Below are 15,762 nucleotides of genomic sequence, written 5' to 3'. Positions count from 1 at the left end.
CTCGCCGTACGCCCCGATCGCCAGGTCGTCGCGGCCGTCGCCGTTGATGTCACCGGCCGCCAGCGCCGAACCGAACCAGTCTCCCTGCTCCGAGGCACCCGGCACCCCCGAGGTGCTCTGGGTGAAATGCTTCGCCGCATCGAGCCGCAGACCGTTGCTGCTGCCGGGGATCACCCAGACCCCTCCCGCATTCGCTTTCGCGCTCAGGTCGTACTCGCCGTAGTCGCCGACGGCCAGGTCGTCGTAGCCGTCACCGTTGAAGTCCCCGGCGGCGAGTACCTCACCGAAGGCGGGCTCACCGCCGGCCGGCGTGACCGCGGTCGCGAAGTAGTCGACATACGGTGCCGAGGAGTACCGCACCACCGCCAGACCCATCGGCGCCTGTGGGAAGCGGTACTCAGTGGGGTCGGCGGAGGCGGCGATGTCGTCGATCCCGTCACCGTCGAAGTCGGACCGGGTCGGCCCGGTCCCCTTGACCGGCGTGGTCGCCTTCGCGACCCGGTAGTGCTGAAGAACGATCCCGTCCCGGGTGACCGTCCGGTAGTCGTTCGCTGCCGCCGGGGCGGGCACACTCACCGCCAGACCAGCTCCGATGGCCAAGGTGGACAGTCCTGCGACACTTCGCCGCATCAAGAACCCCGTTTCGGAAGATCAGAAATATCGTGGGCCGCCGCTGACCGGGCCGGCGATCCGCACGCCGTACCACTGCGGCCAGATCCGGTCGGTGCGCAACGACGCACCACTCCAGGAGCCCGCCTGCGGCACTAGACCGCCCGAGGCGCCGAGGAACCGCGACAACGTGCCGGAAGGATACCCGGCCTGGTCGCCAGCGACTTCTTCGCCGGTCGATGCCACGACAGCGTCCAGTGGGCCCTTTCCGTCGAGGTTGAGGATGGCGACCGAAGCGCCGAAATGGTCGCCACGTTCCGCACCGCCCGGCACCACCGCATGGTCCTGGTCGAACCCCTGAGCCCCGGTACCGGTCAACCCGGAGGCAGAGCCCTTGAGCAGGGCGATCGCGCCTGCCTTGGTCTTCTTGCCGATCGCCTCGCCGGGCGCACCCACAAGCACGTCGGCCCGACCGTCGCCGGTCACGTCACCCACCGCGAGCGCCGCACCGAACCGGTCCTCCTGCTCCGGGCTGCCCGGAACACCGGCCGTACGCTGGGTGATGATCTTCACAGCCTTGCCGGACAGGCCCGCGCCACCGGTACGACCGGTGAAGGCCGCGATCAGACCACCGTAGAGGTGCGGGGTCTGGGCACCGGGTGCTCCGGCGATCACCTCGCCCAGGCCGTCGCCGTTCACGTCACCGATCGCCAACGCCTCACCGAGATACCAGGCGATGGTGTCCTGGCGGCCGGTCGCCTTGTAGACCCCCGCGCCGGTGACCGAGGTGGCCCCGCTGAGCTTCACCCCGTTCGCCGAGCCCCACATCAGGGTCACCATGCCGCTGCCGTTCCAGGTCTGACCGTCGTTCTCGTGCGGTGCGCCGATGACCAGGTCCGCGTACTTGTTCTCGTTCACCTTGCCGATGGCCAGCGTGAAGCCGAAGTGGTCACCGCGCTCGGCGGCACCCGGCACGGCAGCCTGGTTCTGGTGCAGTTGCTGCGCGCCGGCTGTCCGCAGGCCGCCCACCCCGCCGTACAGGACGGTGACCGCACCGGCCTCCTTGACCTTGCCGATCGACTCGCCGTACGCCCCGATCGCCAGGTCGTCGCGGCCGTCGCCGTTGATGTCACCGGCCGCCAGCGCCGAACCGAACCAGTCGTAGTCCTCCGCCGCACCGGGCACCCCGGGGCTGCTCTGGTTGAAGTGCTGCGCCGAGTCGACCACCAGACCGTTGCGGCTGCCCGGAATCACCCACACCCCACCGGCATGGGTCTTGTTGCCCGGATCGACTTCGTCGGAGTCACCGATGGCCAGGTCGTCGTAGCCGTCGCCGTTGAAATCGCCGGCGGCCAACGCCATGCCGAAGCAGCCACAGCCGCCGTCCGACGAGAGCACACCCGCGAAGTAGTCGACGTACGGTGCGGACGAGTAGCGCACCACCACGATCCCGGTCGAATGGTGTGCCAGTCGTTCGTGCGTTGAGCCACTGGCCGCCGCGATGTCGTCGACCCCGTCACCGTCGAAGTCGGACCGGGTGGGCCCGGTCCCCTGCACCGGGGTGACCTGCTTCGGCACCCGGTGGTACTGAAGGATCACGTCCTCCCGGGTGATGGTCCGGAACTCGTCCGCCGCCGCCTGTGCAGGAGGACCCACCATCAGGCTCGCCGCAACCACCGACACCGACACTCCGGCCAGCCTGCGCCGCATCTGCGCCCCCGTCTCCCTGCTCAGTACCACGGTCCACTGCTCTGCGGCCCGGCGATGCGCTGGCCGTAGTTCAGCAACTCAAGACGGTTGGTGTTCAGGGCACGCCCGCTCCACGAGCCGGACTGCGCGACGATCCCGCTGGAGGAACCGTGGAACCGGGACAACGTCGCGGAGGGGTAACCGGGAATGTCTCCGGCGACCTCCTCTCCGGTCGATGCCACGAGCGCGTCCAGCGGGCCCTTGCCGTTGAGGTTCAACAGCGCGAGCGAGCCGCCGAACCGGTCGCCGCGCTCGGCCCCACCCGGAACGACGGAGTGGTTCTGGTCGAACCCCTGCGCGCCGGTGCCGGTCAGCCCGGACGAGGAACCCTTGAGTAGGACGATCATGCCGGCCTCGTCCTTCTTACCGATCGCCTCGGTGTGGGCACCGACCAGCACGTCCGCCCGACCATCGCCGGTCACGTCGCCGGCCGCCAGGGTCGCGCCGAACCGGTCACCGCTCTCCGGTGAACCCGGCACCCCGGTCGTACGCTGCGTAATGATCTTCACGGCCTTGCCGGACAGCCCGGCGCCGCCGGTACGGCCGGTGAAGACCGCGATCAGACCGCCGTCGAGATGCGGGGTCTGCGCGTTCGGTGCCCCGGCGATCACCTCGCCCAACCCGTCACCGTTCACGTCACCGATCGCCAGCGACATGCCCAGGTACCAGGCGATGGTGTCCTTGCGGCCAGTCGCCTTGTAGACCCCCGCGCCGGTGACCGAGGTGGCACCGCTGAGCTTCACGCCGTTCTTGGATCCCCACATCAGGGTCACCATGCCGCTGCCGTTGGCGCCACTGCCGTCGTTCTCGTGCGGCGCGCCGATGACCAGGTCGGCGTACTTGTTGTTGTTGACCTTGCCGATGGCCAGCGACATGCCGAAATGATCACGGTGCTCGGCCGATCCCGGCACCGCCGCCTGGTTCTGGTGCAGTTGCTGGGCCCCGATGCCGGTCAGACCGCCGGTTGCGCCGTACAGGATGGTGACCGCACCGGCCTCCTTGACGCTGCCGATCGCCTCCTTGAAGGCCCCGATCGCCAGGTCGTCCCGCCCGTCGCCGTTGATGTCACCGGCCGCCAGCGACGCACCGAACGCGTCGCGGTTCTCCGACTCGCCGGGCACACCGGGGGAACTCTGGTTGAAGTGCCTGGTCGAGTCGACCACCAGGCCGGTACGGCTGCCCGGGATGATCCAGACCCCACCGCCACGGGCGTTGTTCTTCTTGGTATCGGCCTCGTCGGCGTCACCGATCGCCAGGTCGTCGTAGCCGTCACCGTTGAAGTCACCGGCCACCAGCGCGATGCCGAAGCTGGAGATGTTGTCCACCCCCGTGCCGATGAAGTAGTCGACGTGCGGCGCGGACGAGTAGCGCACCACCACCACGCCCGTCGGGTAGTGCGGCAGGCTGTGGGTGAGCCAGTCGGCTCTGGCCGCGATGTCGTCGACCCCGTCGCCGTCGAAGTCGGAGCGGGTCGCCCCGGTCCCCTTCACCGGGGTGACCGCCTTCGCCACCCGGTGGAACTGCATGATCAGGCCATCCCGGGTGATGGTCCGGAACTCGTCGGCGGCCCGGGCGGGAGCACTCACCGTCAACCCAGCGGCCACCATCGTCAGAACCGTCAGACCAGCAAGCCTGCGCCGCATAGAAACCCCCGCATCCCCTTGTCGCACTCACAGCATAGGGACACGTAGATCAAAAACCATGTCTGTCCGGCCAGACGTCGCGGCCTGCACGGCCGTAAACCGGCCGTGCAGACAGGCGGACAGTGGTCAGTACCTCCGCAACGGCTCGGTCGGCCCGGCGCTCGGCACGCTCGCGGGCAGCGCCGGTTGCAGGGCCTCCAGCGCCCGGCTGACGCCCAGGCCGACGAGGATCGCCAGCGCGAAGACAACCGTCGGCAGCCACCGGGGGCCGTCCGCGACGAGGATGGTCATCTGCGCCAGGCTCAGCAGGGTGACCCCCAGCACGGTGCCCGCGAAGCCGCCCCGCCCGCCGGCCACGCTCACGCCGCCGAGCAGGACGGCGCCGGCGACCAACGTCAGCTGACCGATGTCGGCCGACAGGGTTGTGGCGCCGATCCGGCCGGTCAGCAGGACTCCGGCCGCGCCCGCGATCAGGCTGGAACCGCCCAGGCCGATGACCGCGCCCAGCAGCCGTGCACCGAACGGCGACGGCGGCTCCCCGGCGACGACCCGGTTGCCGCTCAGCGCCCGCCGCACCGCCGGGATCGACCACACCACCGCGCCACCGATCGACGCCAGGAGAAACAGCACCAGCCACCCGGCCCCGGCACCGTCGGACCGGATCCAACCTTCGCTCGCGAGCCGCCGCGGACCGCCGCTGCCGATGGTGGCGAACAGAATGCCCTGCGTCAGGGCCAGCCCGCCCAGCGACACCGCCCACCCGGGCGCCTGCAGCAGCCCGGCGATCAGGCCCATCCCGAGACCGAAGAACGCCGCCGCGGCGATCGCGGCGACCGCCGCGACGAGGACCGGGGCGCCGGCGTCGAGCACCGCCGCGTACGTCAGGCCGGCGAGGGCCGCGACGGCGACGACCGCGAGGTTGGGCGTGGCGGTGCGCAGCGACAGCGCGAAAGCGGTCGCCAGCAGGCCGGCGGAGGCGATGTTGAACACCAGCGGCGACAGCCGCGACCCGTCCTGGGAGTACCACACCATCGCGGCGACGACGGTCAGCGCCAGCAGCACCGCCTCCCAGATCAGATGCGGCCGAAAGGAGCCACCGGAACGGGACGTGACCGGTCCGGCGGGTGCCAACGGTTGTGCAGGCGTGAAAACCACAGCGATCCTCCCTCGAGTGGAGGCTGACACTAACCCGCAGGCGCCAGACATACACGGGCCCGGATACCTAGCGCGGGCCGGAGTCGAGTGCTCAGCTCCGCCCGGCCACGAACCGCGCTCAACTGGGACCACAAGCAGAACGCCCGGTGCGATCCTCACGGATCGACCGGGCGTTCTCGCTGTTCACGAGCGGTGGCGGCGGGATTTGAACCCGCGGAGGGCGTAAACCCTCACACGCTTTCGAGGCGTGCTCCTTAGGCCACTCGGACACGCCACCGCCGAAGAGGCTACAGGACTCCCGGTTCGGACGCCGAACCGGTCCCCGGCCGCCCGGCCTGGCAGGATCACTGGCATGAGTACGCACATCGGCGCGAAGCCGGGCGAGATCGCCGAGCGGGTCCTGATGCCGGGTGACCCCCTGCGGGCCAAGTGGATCGCGGAGACCTACCTCGAAGGGGCGAGCTGCTACTCGACGGTCCGGGGGATGCTGGGTTTCACCGGCCGCTGGAACGGTGTCGAGGTCTCCGTGCAGGGGTCGGGGATGGGCATGCCGTCCGCCTCGATCTACGCACACGAGCTGGTAAACGAGTACGGCGTGAAGTCCCTGATCCGGGTCGGCTCGTGTGGCGCGTTGTCCGAGGACCTGCAACTGCGGGACGTGATCGCGGCGATCGGGTCGTCGACCGACTCGAACATGAACCGGGTGCGTTTCGACGGGTTGATCGACTACGCCCCGGTGGCCGACTTCGGGCTGCTGCGTACCTCGGTGGAGGTGGCCGAGCGGCGCGGCATCGCGATGCGGGTCGGGCCGATCCTGGCGGCGGACGCCTTCTACACCGACCGGCCGGATCTCTACGACCGGCTGGCCGACTACGGGGTGCTGGCGGTGGAGATGGAGTCGGCGGCGCTCTACACGATCGCGGCCCGGTTCAAGGCCCGCTCGTTGACCCTGCTGACCGTCAGCGACCACATCAAGACCGGCGAGAAGACCACCTCCCAGGAGCGGGAGCAGACCTTCAGCCAGATGGTCGAGATCGCCCTGGACACCATCGTCGCCTGACTCGCGGCACCCACAAGCGTCCCGTCACCGCTCGTCGGCGACGGGACGCTTCGTGTGCGGGGGATGGCGGGACGCTTCGCGTCGAGGGGTGACGGTCGTCACCGGAGAAATTAATACGACCGGTCGGTTTTATTTAGTACGGTGGCAGACATGACCGTCGACGGCCGGCTGGCCCGGGGTGAGCGCACCCGCACCGCAGTGCTGGACGCCGCCGTCAGCCTGGCCAGCGAGAACGGCCTCGACGGGCTGTCGCTCGGGCATCTCGCCGACTCCCTCGGAGTGAGCAAGTCCGGCATCTTCGCGCACTGGCGCTCCAAGGAGGCGCTTCAGCTCGCCACCATCGACCGGGCCGTGGCCCAGTGGCAGGAGCTGATCATCGCCCCGGCCCTGCGCGCACCTCGGGGCGTACGCCGGATCTGGGCGTTGCACCAGGCGCGGATCGACTTCTACGCCACCCGGGTGCTGCCCGGGGGGTGTTTCTTCGGCACCGCCGAGTTCGAGTTCAACGCCCGGCCCGGTGCCGTGCACGATCGCCTCGCCACTGTCCTCGCCGACTGGACCGCGTTCCTGGAACGGCTCGTCCGCGAGGCGGTCGAGCTCGGTGAGCTGCCCGCCGAGGTGGACGTGGCGCTGCTGGCGTACGAGATCGATTCGTTCGGGATCGCCGCCGCGATGCGCTCCCGACTCTTCGACCCGGAGAGCACCTACCGGCACGCCCGCCGGAGCGTGCTGGACCGGCTCCGGGGCCTGAGCCCCGATCCCACCCTGCTACCGGAAGGCACCCCATGAGCAACGCCGTCGCCGACCCCACCGCCGTCGAGTACGGCCACGTCGAGCACGCCATGGTGCACTTCGACGACCTCGACGCCATGGGCATCCTGCACAACGCGCGGTACGCGCTGCTGCTGGAGCGGGCGCTCACCGCGTACTGGTCCGCCAACGGGGTCGCCTTGCAGAACGGGCGGGCCACCACCCCCGACGTGTTCCACGCGGTCCGCGAGTTCGCGATCAGCTTCCGTGCGCCGATCACCGGCACCGGCCCGGTCGGCGTGCACTTCTGGCTGGAGCACCTCGGCACCAGCAGCGCCGTCTACGGCTTCCGCTTCCACTCGCTCGACGGCACGACGGTGTACGCCGAGGGGCGGCGAGCCGTCGTCCGGCTCGACCCGGCGACCCTGCGCCCGGCGCCCTGGACGGACCTCGCCCGAGGCATCGCCGGCGCCCTGCTGCGCCCCGCCTGACGCAAGCACCAGCACCAGCAGCGTCGGCCGGCGGGGCGCGACGTCAGCGGAAGAAGGCGCGCATGACGGTGCCGGTCTCGGTGGCCAGGATTCCGCCGTACACCTCGGGGCGGTGGTTGAGGCGGCGGTCGCGCAGCACGTCCCAGAGCGAGCCGGCGGCACCGGTCTTCGGTTCCCATGCGCCGAAGACCACGGTGGACACCCGGGACAGCACCAACGCGCCCGCGCACATGGTGCACGGTTCCAGGGTGACCACCAGGGTGCAGCCGTCCAACCGCCAGCGGCCCAGCCGTTCGGCCCCCCGCCGCAGCGCCAGCACCTCGGCGTGCGCGGTCGGATCGCCTGTCAACTCCCGCTCGTTGCGGCCGATCGCCAGTTCGTCACCGTCCGGGCCGTAGAGCACCGCACCCACCGGCACGTCGTCGGCCGGCCCGGACGAGTCGGCAACCGCCGGACCGGTTACCGCGACCTCCAGGGCGCGGCGCATCCAGAGTTCGTGTCGCTGCCGGCGGCCGATGCCGCCCGGATCGGCCAGGCCCTCGTGCGCGCCCGGCCCCACCCGCGCGACCGCACCGGGAGTGGGCTGCCCGGCCCGGACCGTCTCCAACGCCGGATCGGTCGCGTCCGCCGGCTCCCCACCGCCCACCGGCGCGCCAGCAGATCCGACGCCGACAGGTCCCGCACCACCCGGCGGTGCTCCGCCGGCTGGGTCAGACCTCACGCAGTTCCTCGACGTCGTCGACGCAGCCCAGCACCTGGCAGACCTCGGCGGTGACGTCGGCCGGCATCAGCCCTTCGTGTGCGCAGAGGGCGAGCAACTGCTGCGCGGAGATGCCCAGGTCGGCCAGGATGTCCGCCTCACCGACCGGGTCGGCCTCTGGGTCGACGGCCGGTTGCTCGTTGTCGTCGCCACTTGTCGTGGCGGGAGGCGTCTCCTCGGCGTCGTCGAGCCCGGCGATCGACGTCTTGAGGTCACCGACCAGCAGGGCACCCAGCCGGGACTCCTCCGCGAAGGCCGAGTCCGAGCCGAAGACCCGCAGGTCCTCACCCTCGTCGAGGCGCAGGATGACCAGGTAGGTGTCGTCCGCCTCGACGAACAACAGCGACAGGTCGGCATCGGGTCCGACGTCGCGCAGCCGCTCGGCGACATCGTCGACGTCGGCGACACCCCGCAGACTCAGCTCGGCGGCTGTCCAGCCGCCCTTCTCGCGCACCACGGCCGCAGCGAAGTACGACACGGTCCCCCCAAGTAGCCCTTGGCACAGCTCACGCCAGCCGTTACGCGTGCACGTTAGCCGGTCGGATCGGTAGGCGACCGGTCAACGCCCCGAAGCGCCGGCCGGTCATTCCTGGGGAAGTATCTGGTTCCGCTCAGCCGGCGAGCCGGCGACGGGTGGCGATCAGCTCGCGCAGTCGCTCGGTGCGCACCCGCTGTGGCCGTTCTCGTTCGCGTATCGAGCGGGCGTCCGCCAACTGCGCGAGCAGCTGAAGGCGGCGACGGCTGCGATCCGGGTCGAGCCGCGGAGTGGTCCAGGCCATACCGGGAGAGTGCCGAGTCCTGGCGGCACAGTCAAGATGGGTTTCAGTGCCTGCACGACGACGCAACGCACTCAATGCCGGTAGGAATCACCAGAGCGGCCAGTCCCCACTGGTCCACCACCGGACGGCGACCGCGGCAGCCGCGATGCTCCACCCTCCGGCGGTCACGATGGCGATACCGGTGGCCACCCCACGGTCGCCGTACCGGACCAGCACGAGGGCCACCAGCCAGGCCAGCGCTCCGGCGATCAGGGTCCACCAGGCGTACCCGGTGAGGCTGCCGCCGAGCAGCCCGAAGATGACCAACCAGGCGGCCGTGCCGGTGGCGCCGGCGGCGATGGCCGAGCCGCTGACCGGGTGCGGCTCGCGGTAGGTGGGACGCGGCGGGCGCCCGCTGGGGAAGAGACCCGACGGGCTGTACGGCATCATCGCTGGCCACTCCTCCCACGCCTGGCCGGTACTGCTCACCGTACCGGGGAGGACCGTTGCTGGTCGGGCGGGCGAGCGTATGCGGCCGGGCCGGACGGCGCGGGTTCTGTCAGGATGGCCGGGTGGTTGCGCTGACCGGACGACGACACCTGCCGTACGCGGCGCTGCTGCTCGTGCCGGTGCTCGCCGCCGGTTGCGCGACAGATCCCGGACCCACCTGGTCCGCACCGACCAGCAGCCCGACAAGCGCGACGACCGGGACCAGCCCGACGGCACCGGCCAGCGCCACCCCGACCGCCGCCGGCAGCCCGACCGGCAGCCCGGGGCCGGAGAGCGCCGATCAGCCCGCACCGACCGCCACACCGGGTGCCGACCGGCTGCCGCACGTCTTTCCGGTACGCGCCCGCAACGTCGACTACCACCCGACCCACTCCGGGTACCCGGGCACGGACATCTTCGCCGACTGCGGCGAACCGTTCGTGGCGGTGACCGACGGTACGGTCGGCGAGGTCAGCCGCCGGGACCGGTACGACAAGCGGGGTCCACAGGGCCCGTACAACGGTGGCCTGTCGGTGTCGGTGCTCGGCGACGACGGCGTGCGCTACTACGGCTCGCACCTGACCGAGATCGCCGTCGGCATCGAGCCCGGCGGGCGGGTACGGGCCGGGCAGCAACTCGGCACCGCGGGTCGGACGGGCAACGCCAACAACGTCTGTCACCTGCACTTCGGCATCTCGCCGCCGTGCCTGGGTGAGGACGGCTGGTGGATCCGCCGGGGCGTGGTCTGGCCGGCGCCGTACCTCGACTCGTGGCGCAAGGGCGGCAACCGCGCACCGGCGGACGAGGTGGCCGCCTGGCACCGCCGGCACGGCTGTCCGGCGAAACCACCGGGGCGCTGAACCGGGGCATCGCGTCCCGCGTCATTCGCACGTCATCACTCCGCAACATTGACGGAGGTCTCATTCGTGAACTACCGTCCGCCTAACACCTCAGAGAGCGCTCTCTGGCCTACCTAAACTCACAATGACGACGAAACGCGCCCACCGGCTGCGGCCGGGACCGGCGCGATGGAGGAAAGATGCGACCTCCCGTCCCACACCGCACCCACCACCGACTCCTGGCCGCCAGCGCCGCCGCGGCCCTCGTCCTCGGCGGGCTGGCCGTCATCGCCACCTCCGCCGCACAGGCCGCGCCGGTCGGCGCCGGCAGCTACACCACCACCCCCGTCGGCCCGCTCCCCAGCGGCTGCGGAAACCTCACCACCAACCCCCGGCAGTACGTCACCGCCGCCGCACCCGCCGGGCCGGTACCGACGAACGACTGGTGGTCCTCGCTGCTGTGGAAGCGCTTCAACTGCGCCTTCAGCGAGCCACTGCACGCCCACCCGGTCGCCTACCAGCCGGTCACCGACGGCCTCGGCTTCTCCGCCACCTCCACGGCCACCATCACCGGCACCGCCACCGGGGTCGGCGAGTTCAAGTACCCCTACGTCGAGGACATCCGGGTCGGCGTGGCCGGGCTGGGCGCCCCGAACGTCCTGGTGGACGACTGGACGGACTGGACTGTCACCCCGTACTGGAGTGACGGGTCACGCACCCTGCGGGCCACCATCGGGCACGGCCTGCCGTTCACCTACTTCCGCAGCACCGGCGGCGACGCGGTGATCAACGCGACCGGCGGCAGCCCGACGGTCTGGTCCAACAGCGGTGCCACAATCGGCTTCACCGTGCGCGGCCACGACTACGTCGCGTACGCGCCGACCGGCGCGACCTGGACCGTCAGCGGCGGACGGATCAGCTCCAACCTCGCCGGGCGGGGCTACTTCTCGGTCGCCCTGCTGCCGGCCGCCGCCGACGGCACCACCCGCGCTCAACTCGCCACCACCTACGGCCGGTACGCGCACGCGCACGTCACCGGCACCCGGGTCGCCTACAGCTACCAGCAGTCGAGCAGCCAGGTGGAGACCCGTTACACCTTCACCACCACGCCCCGCGAGGGCACCGAGACGCGTACGGTGGTCAGCCTCTACCCGCACCAGTGGAAGGCGCTGACCGGGGCCACCCCGATCACCCAGACCTACCCGTCGGCCCGGGGTCGGATGAAGGTGCTCACCGGGGTCGCCGAGTTCCGCACCTCGATGCGCTTCCACGGCGTACTGCCCGAGGTGCCCGCCGTCGCCACGGGAGCCGGCGCCGACCTGACCACGCTGCGCCAGCACCTGGCGGCGACCCGCGCCAACCCGATGGACCAGCGCGGCGGGGACACCTACTGGACGGGTAAGGGGCTGGGCCGGGCGGCCCGGATCGCCGAGATCGCCGACCAGGTCGGGGACACCGAGACCCGGACGGCAGCGTTGAACGCCATCCGCGCCACGCTCACCGACTGGCTCACCGCCTCGGCCGGCGAGACCGAGCGGCTGTTCTACTACGACCAGCGCTGGGGCACGCTGATCGGCTACCCCGCCTCGTACGGCTCCGACCAGGAGCTCAACGACCACCACTTCCACTACGGCTACTACATCGCCGCCGCCGCGACGCTTGCCAGGTTCGACCCCGCCTGGGCCCGCCAGGACCAGTACGGCGGCATGATCGACCTGCTGATCCGGGACGCCAACAACTACGACCGCACCGACAGCCGCTTCCCGTACCTGCGTGACTTCGACATCTACGCCGGGCACGACTGGGCGGCCGGGCACGGCGCGTTCGCCAGCGGCAACAACCAGGAGTCCTCGTCGGAGGGGATGAACTTCGCCAACGCCCTGATCCAGTGGGGACAGGCCACCGGCAACACCGCCGTACGCGACGCCGGCATCTTCATCTACACCACGCAGGCCGCCGCCATCCACGAGTACTGGTTCGACGTCACCGGTGAGAACTTCCCCGCCGCGTTCGGCCACAACAACGTCGGCATGGTCTGGGGTGACGGCGGGGCGTACGCCACCTGGTTCAGCGCCGAGCCGGAGATGATCCAGGGCATCAACCTGCTGCCGATCACCGGCGGGCACCTCTACCTGGGCTACCACCCCGACTACAACGCCCAGAAGTACGCCGAACTGGTCCGCAACAACGGCGGCGAGCCGACCATCTGGCAGGACATGCACTGGCAGTTCCTGGCCCTCGGCGACGCCGACGCCGCCCTGGCCAAGCTGCGCGCCAACCCCGGCTACACCCCGGAGGAGGGCGAGAGTCGGGCGCACACCTTCCACTGGGTGCGCAACCTGGCCGCGCTGGGCCGGGTGGACACCGGGATCACCGCCAACCACCCGCTGGCCGCCGTCTTCAACCGCAACGGTGCCCGGACGTACGTGGCCAGCAACATCTCCAACACCCAGCTGACCGTACGGTTCTCCGACGGGACGCAACTGTCGGTGGCACCGGGACGGACCGTCACCAGCGGCGCGCACACCTGGAGCGGCGGCAGCGGCGGTGGCGGCACGCCCCCACCGACCACCACGCCGACGCCCACTCCCACGCCCACCCCGACGCCCACCCCGACCCCGACCGGGCCGGTCAGTTCGCCGGTGCGGTACCTGCTGTCGGGCGGCGGCCTGGGCGCGGCGGGAACCGCCGGCAGCACCACAGTGACCAGCGCCGGCGGCGGCAACTACGACGGCACCCCACGTAACCCGGTGGTGTTCACCGCGACCGGGCTCAACCTCAACCACAACGGCGGGCAGACCGCGTTCGACCTGCTGCTCGACGCCGGCCAGGCGGTCGGCAACGGGGTACAGCTCCGCATCTCGTACGACCTGACCGGCAACGGTTCCTGGGAGCGGGTCGAGACCTACCGGTACTTCGCCACCGACCCGGTCCCCGGTTGGGAGCGCTACACCCAGGCGGCCGGGCTGCACTCCAGCACCGGATCGCTGGGCAACCTGCGCAACGGCACCGTACGGGTGGAGGTCTGGTCCGCCATCGGCAACAACCCCAGCACGCTCGGGGTCGGCAACCAGTCGGTGATCAGGCTGCCGTACAGCTGATCACCGTCCGCCGGGGTGTCCACGCCCCGGCTCGGGGCCCTCGTCCACTGCTCCGGTCCCCCACCCCGCGCCGCCGGTCGTCTCCCGACCGGCGGCGCGGGCGCGTAGGTTGCAGAACATGACCCGTGATCCCATCGCCGACCTACGTCGGATCGCCTTCCTGCTGGAGCGGGCGAACGAGGCCACCTACCGGGTCCGGGCCTTCCGGTCCGCCGCGAGCGCCCTGGCCGCGCTGCCGGCGGCAGAGGTGGCGCAGCGTGCCCGGGCCGGCAAGCTCACCGAGCTGGCCGGCGTCGGTGACGTGACGGCCCGCTGCGTGGCCGAGTCGCTGGCCGGCGAGGAACCGGTCTACCTGCGGCGGCTGCTCGCCACCGAGGGCACCGACCTGGACGCCGAGGCGAGCCGGCTACGTGCCGCGCTGCGCGGCGACTGCCACACCCACTCCGACTGGTCCGACGGCGGCTCGCCGATCGAGGAGATGGCGCTGGCCGCGGTCGAGCTGGGCCACGAGTACCTGGTGCTTACCGACCACTCGCCGCGGCTCAAGGTGGCGCGCGGCCTGACCGCGGACCGACTGCGCCGGCAACTCGATTACGTGGCACAAGTCAACGAGGCGCTGCCGGAGGGATTCCGGATCCTCACCGGCATCGAGGTGGACATCCTCGCCGACGGCTCCCTCGACCAGGAGGAGGAGTTGCTCGCCCGCCTGGACGTGGTGGTCGGCTCCGTACACAGTGGCCTCAACGACGATCGGGCCAGGATGACCCGGCGGATGCTGACCGCCGTCGCCAACCCGCACCTGGACATCCTCGGGCACTGCACCGGCCGGATGGTGTCGTCCCGCCCAGCCGGCGTGACCGGTCCGGGCGACCGCGGACACCGCGCGCGGACCCGCCCCGAGAGCGACTTCGACGCCGACGCGGTCTTCGCCGCATGCGTGGAACACCGCACCGCCGTGGAGATCAACTCACGACCGGAGCGTCAGGACCCGCCCAAGCGGTTGATCCGCCGCGCACTGGAGGCCGGCTGCCTCTTCGCCATCGACACCGATGCGCACGCCCCCGGCCAGCTCGACTGGCAGCGCTTCGGCTGCGAGCGGGCGGCCCGCTGCGGCGTCCCCGCCGACCGCGTCATCAACACCTGGACCGCCACCGACCTACTCGCCTGGACAACCCCCTGACCACCCCTGCCCTGGGCCTCAGCGCTTGATCCACTCCATATCGCCGTAGTAGCGGTATCCGTGATGCCGCGTCACCGCCACAACGCCGAAACGGCGAACGCACACGGCCGACGAGCGCCAGCGGTCAGCGGGTCGCGAGTTCCGCGGCCGGCGTCGCCCCGGCGCCCACTGGGTCGGCAGGTGGCGCGGTGCGGGCCCGGCGGCGGCCGATCAGCCCTTGCGACACGGCCACGCCGAGCAACACGATCAGCGCGCCGACCGGCTGGTGCCAGGTGAGCCGCTCGTCGAGCACGAGCGCACCGATCACGATGGCGAAGACCGGGATCAGGTAGGTCACCATGGCGGCCGTGGTGGCGCCCACGATCCGGATGTTGCGCAGGTTGATGACGAAGGCCAGTCCGGTACCGATCGCGCCCAGCACGAGCACGGCGGCGACCACGTTCAGCGACAGGCTGGTCGGTGCCGGCGGCGCGCCGGCCACCAGCGGCGCCACGATGGCGAGTTGGGCCGTGGCCAGCACCAGCTGCGCAGTCGACAGCGACAGTCCGGACAGCTTGCTGCCCGCGACGAACTTCTTCTGGTACGGAATGGCGAGGCCGTAGCAGGCCGCCGCCCCGAAGCACATCAACTGACCGACCAGGTGGGCACCGCCGACGCCCTGCCAGACGCCGAGCACCACCAGCACACCGGCGAAGCCGAGCGCCAACCCGACGGCATTGCGTACGGTCAACCGCTCGGTACGGAACACAAGTACCGCCATCGGCAGCACCACCAGCGGAGTGGTGGCGTTCCAGATGCCCGCGAGCAACGACTCGATCCGCTGCTCGCCGTAGCCGAACAGGGTGAACGGCACCGCCACCCCGAAGGCGGCGATCACCCAGAGGTGGCCCCACACGCGTGGGTCCCGGGGCAGTCGGTCCCGCAGCAGCGCGAGCACCACCAGCAGAGTCAGCGCACCGGCGCCGACCCGGTAGAGGGTGAGGTGCAGGGGGTGCATCTCCGCCACGCCGACCTTGATGAACAGGAAGCTGGAACCCCAGATGGCGGCGAGGGCGACGAATCCGGGCAGCCAGCTCCGCAAGGCCGGCTTGTCAGGGGTGAAGTCCATGGTCACCCCTGACACTCTGCCCCTGGGGCACGACATTGTCCTGCGGATTTCCGCCGCCGTGTCGGGCACC

At 70.9% G+C, this 15,762-nt stretch carries 15 protein-coding genes and 1 tRNA gene; 6 read left to right on the top strand and 10 right to left on the bottom strand.

Annotation, left to right across the window (positions count from 1 at the left end; all coding sequences use genetic code 11):
• The 5 genes from C1A38_RS22980 to C1A38_RS22960 all read right to left on the bottom strand — a co-directional run.
• On the bottom strand, positions 1-630 hold a 630-nt coding region (locus C1A38_RS22980; RefSeq protein WP_233196977.1), incomplete at its 3' end, for an FG-GAP repeat domain-containing protein.
• A 21-nt stretch (positions 631-651) separates the two neighbouring features.
• A complete protein-coding gene (locus C1A38_RS22975) occupies positions 652-2,349 on the bottom strand; it encodes an FG-GAP-like repeat-containing protein (RefSeq protein WP_233196976.1) in 1,698 nt (565 codons plus the stop codon).
• Positions 2,340-3,965, bottom strand: coding sequence for an FG-GAP-like repeat-containing protein (locus C1A38_RS22970; protein ID WP_233196975.1), 1,626 nt, complete (start codon positions 3,963-3,965; stop codon positions 2,340-2,342). Before C1A38_RS22970 ends, C1A38_RS22975 begins: the two co-directional genes overlap by 10 nt.
• A 162-nt stretch (positions 3,966-4,127) precedes the next feature.
• Positions 4,128-5,156 (bottom strand): ABC transporter permease, encoded by a 1,029-nt coding sequence (locus C1A38_RS22965; RefSeq protein WP_146017611.1) that lies wholly within the window; start codon positions 5,154-5,156, stop codon positions 4,128-4,130.
• A 190-nt stretch (positions 5,157-5,346) separates the two neighbouring features.
• Positions 5,347-5,433 (bottom strand) — tRNA-Ser (locus tag C1A38_RS22960).
• A 75-nt stretch (positions 5,434-5,508) separates the two neighbouring features.
• Between C1A38_RS22960 and deoD the strand changes: the two genes are divergently transcribed.
• The 3 genes from deoD (at position 5,509) to C1A38_RS22945 (ending at position 7,457) form a co-directional block, all read left to right on the top strand.
• Complete coding sequence (deoD, locus tag C1A38_RS22955; protein WP_102659813.1) at positions 5,509-6,216, top strand: purine-nucleoside phosphorylase; 708 nt, start codon at positions 5,509-5,511, stop codon at positions 6,214-6,216.
• A gap of 150 nt (positions 6,217-6,366) precedes the next feature.
• Positions 6,367-7,005 carry a TetR/AcrR family transcriptional regulator gene (locus C1A38_RS22950; protein ID WP_102659812.1) on the top strand — a complete coding sequence of 213 codons (639 nt, stop codon included), beginning with the start codon at positions 6,367-6,369 and terminating at the stop codon, positions 7,003-7,005.
• Positions 7,002-7,457: an acyl-CoA thioesterase gene (locus C1A38_RS22945; RefSeq protein WP_102659811.1), complete on the top strand. Its 456-nt coding sequence runs from the start codon at positions 7,002-7,004 to the stop codon at positions 7,455-7,457. Before C1A38_RS22950 ends, C1A38_RS22945 begins: the two co-directional genes overlap by 4 nt.
• A gap of 43 nt (positions 7,458-7,500) precedes the next feature.
• On the opposite strand, the gene C1A38_RS22940 is transcribed toward C1A38_RS22945, so the two are convergent.
• The 4 genes from C1A38_RS22940 to C1A38_RS22930 all read right to left on the bottom strand — a co-directional run bounded on the left by C1A38_RS22940 (position 7,501) and on the right by C1A38_RS22930 (position 9,425).
• Positions 7,501-7,944: a nucleoside deaminase gene (locus tag C1A38_RS22940; protein WP_199180295.1), complete on the bottom strand. Its 444-nt coding sequence runs from the start codon at positions 7,942-7,944 to the stop codon at positions 7,501-7,503.
• A gap of 223 nt (positions 7,945-8,167) precedes the next feature.
• The gene (locus tag C1A38_RS22935) at positions 8,168-8,695 is read right to left on the bottom strand and encodes a tRNA adenosine deaminase-associated protein (protein WP_102659809.1); all 528 of its coding nucleotides are present in this window, start codon (positions 8,693-8,695) and stop codon (positions 8,168-8,170) included.
• A gap of 133 nt (positions 8,696-8,828) precedes the next feature.
• The gene (locus C1A38_RS31465) at positions 8,829-8,996 is read right to left on the bottom strand and encodes a hypothetical protein (RefSeq protein ID WP_199180293.1); all 168 of its coding nucleotides are present in this window, start codon (positions 8,994-8,996) and stop codon (positions 8,829-8,831) included.
• Between the two features lie 87 nt (positions 8,997-9,083).
• A complete protein-coding gene (locus C1A38_RS22930) occupies positions 9,084-9,425 on the bottom strand; it encodes a hypothetical protein (RefSeq protein ID WP_102659808.1) in 342 nt (113 codons plus the stop codon).
• A 122-nt stretch (positions 9,426-9,547) separates the two neighbouring features.
• On the opposite strand from C1A38_RS22930, the gene C1A38_RS22925 reads away from it, so the two are divergent.
• From C1A38_RS22925 to C1A38_RS22915, 3 genes are all read left to right on the top strand, one after another.
• The gene (locus C1A38_RS22925; RefSeq protein ID WP_102659807.1) at positions 9,548-10,324 is read left to right on the top strand and encodes a M23 family metallopeptidase; all 777 of its coding nucleotides are present in this window, start codon (positions 9,548-9,550) and stop codon (positions 10,322-10,324) included.
• Positions 10,325-10,503: 179 nt separating this feature from the next.
• Positions 10,504-13,404, top strand: coding sequence for a glycosyl hydrolase (locus C1A38_RS22920; protein WP_102659806.1), 2,901 nt, complete (start codon positions 10,504-10,506; stop codon positions 13,402-13,404).
• A gap of 118 nt (positions 13,405-13,522) precedes the next feature.
• Positions 13,523-14,584 carry a PHP domain-containing protein gene (locus tag C1A38_RS22915; protein ID WP_102659805.1) on the top strand — a complete coding sequence of 354 codons (1,062 nt, stop codon included), beginning with the start codon at positions 13,523-13,525 and terminating at the stop codon, positions 14,582-14,584.
• A gap of 124 nt (positions 14,585-14,708) precedes the next feature.
• On the opposite strand, the gene C1A38_RS22910 is transcribed toward C1A38_RS22915, so the two are convergent.
• Positions 14,709-15,698 (bottom strand): DMT family transporter, encoded by a 990-nt coding sequence (locus C1A38_RS22910; protein WP_102659804.1) that lies wholly within the window; start codon positions 15,696-15,698, stop codon positions 14,709-14,711.
• Positions 15,699-15,762 lie beyond the last annotated feature (64 nt).

The organism is Verrucosispora sp. ts21, assembly GCF_002879555.1.
Lineage (GTDB): Bacteria > Actinomycetota > Actinomycetes > Mycobacteriales > Micromonosporaceae > Micromonospora > Micromonospora gifhornensis.
Note: the sequence above shows the minus strand (reverse complement) of the source record. Positions and strands in the feature narration are given on the sequence as shown.

What these genes read in the sequence shown, in the direction of transcription:
- C1A38_RS22930 (WP_102659808.1), bottom strand. Translation starts at nt 9,425, where the DNA reads ATGATGCCGTACAGCCCGTCGGGTCTCTTCCCCAGCGGGCGCCCGCCG.
- C1A38_RS22940 (WP_199180295.1), bottom strand. Translation starts at nt 7,944, where the DNA reads ATGCGCCGCGCCCTGGAGGTCGCGGTAACCGGTCCGGCGGTTGCCGAC.
- C1A38_RS22915 (WP_102659805.1), top strand. Translation starts at nt 13,523, where the DNA reads ATGACCCGTGATCCCATCGCCGACCTACGTCGGATCGCCTTCCTGCTG.
- deoD (WP_102659813.1), top strand. Translation starts at nt 5,509, where the DNA reads ATGAGTACGCACATCGGCGCGAAGCCGGGCGAGATCGCCGAGCGGGTC.
- C1A38_RS22920 (WP_102659806.1), top strand. Translation starts at nt 10,504, where the DNA reads ATGCGACCTCCCGTCCCACACCGCACCCACCACCGACTCCTGGCCGCC.
- C1A38_RS22950 (WP_102659812.1), top strand. Translation starts at nt 6,367, where the DNA reads ATGACCGTCGACGGCCGGCTGGCCCGGGGTGAGCGCACCCGCACCGCA.
- C1A38_RS22945 (WP_102659811.1), top strand. Translation starts at nt 7,002, where the DNA reads ATGAGCAACGCCGTCGCCGACCCCACCGCCGTCGAGTACGGCCACGTC.
- C1A38_RS22970 (WP_233196975.1), bottom strand. Translation starts at nt 3,965, where the DNA reads ATGGTGGCCGCTGGGTTGACGGTGAGTGCTCCCGCCCGGGCCGCCGAC.
- C1A38_RS31465 (WP_199180293.1), bottom strand. Translation starts at nt 8,996, where the DNA reads ATGGCCTGGACCACTCCGCGGCTCGACCCGGATCGCAGCCGTCGCCGC.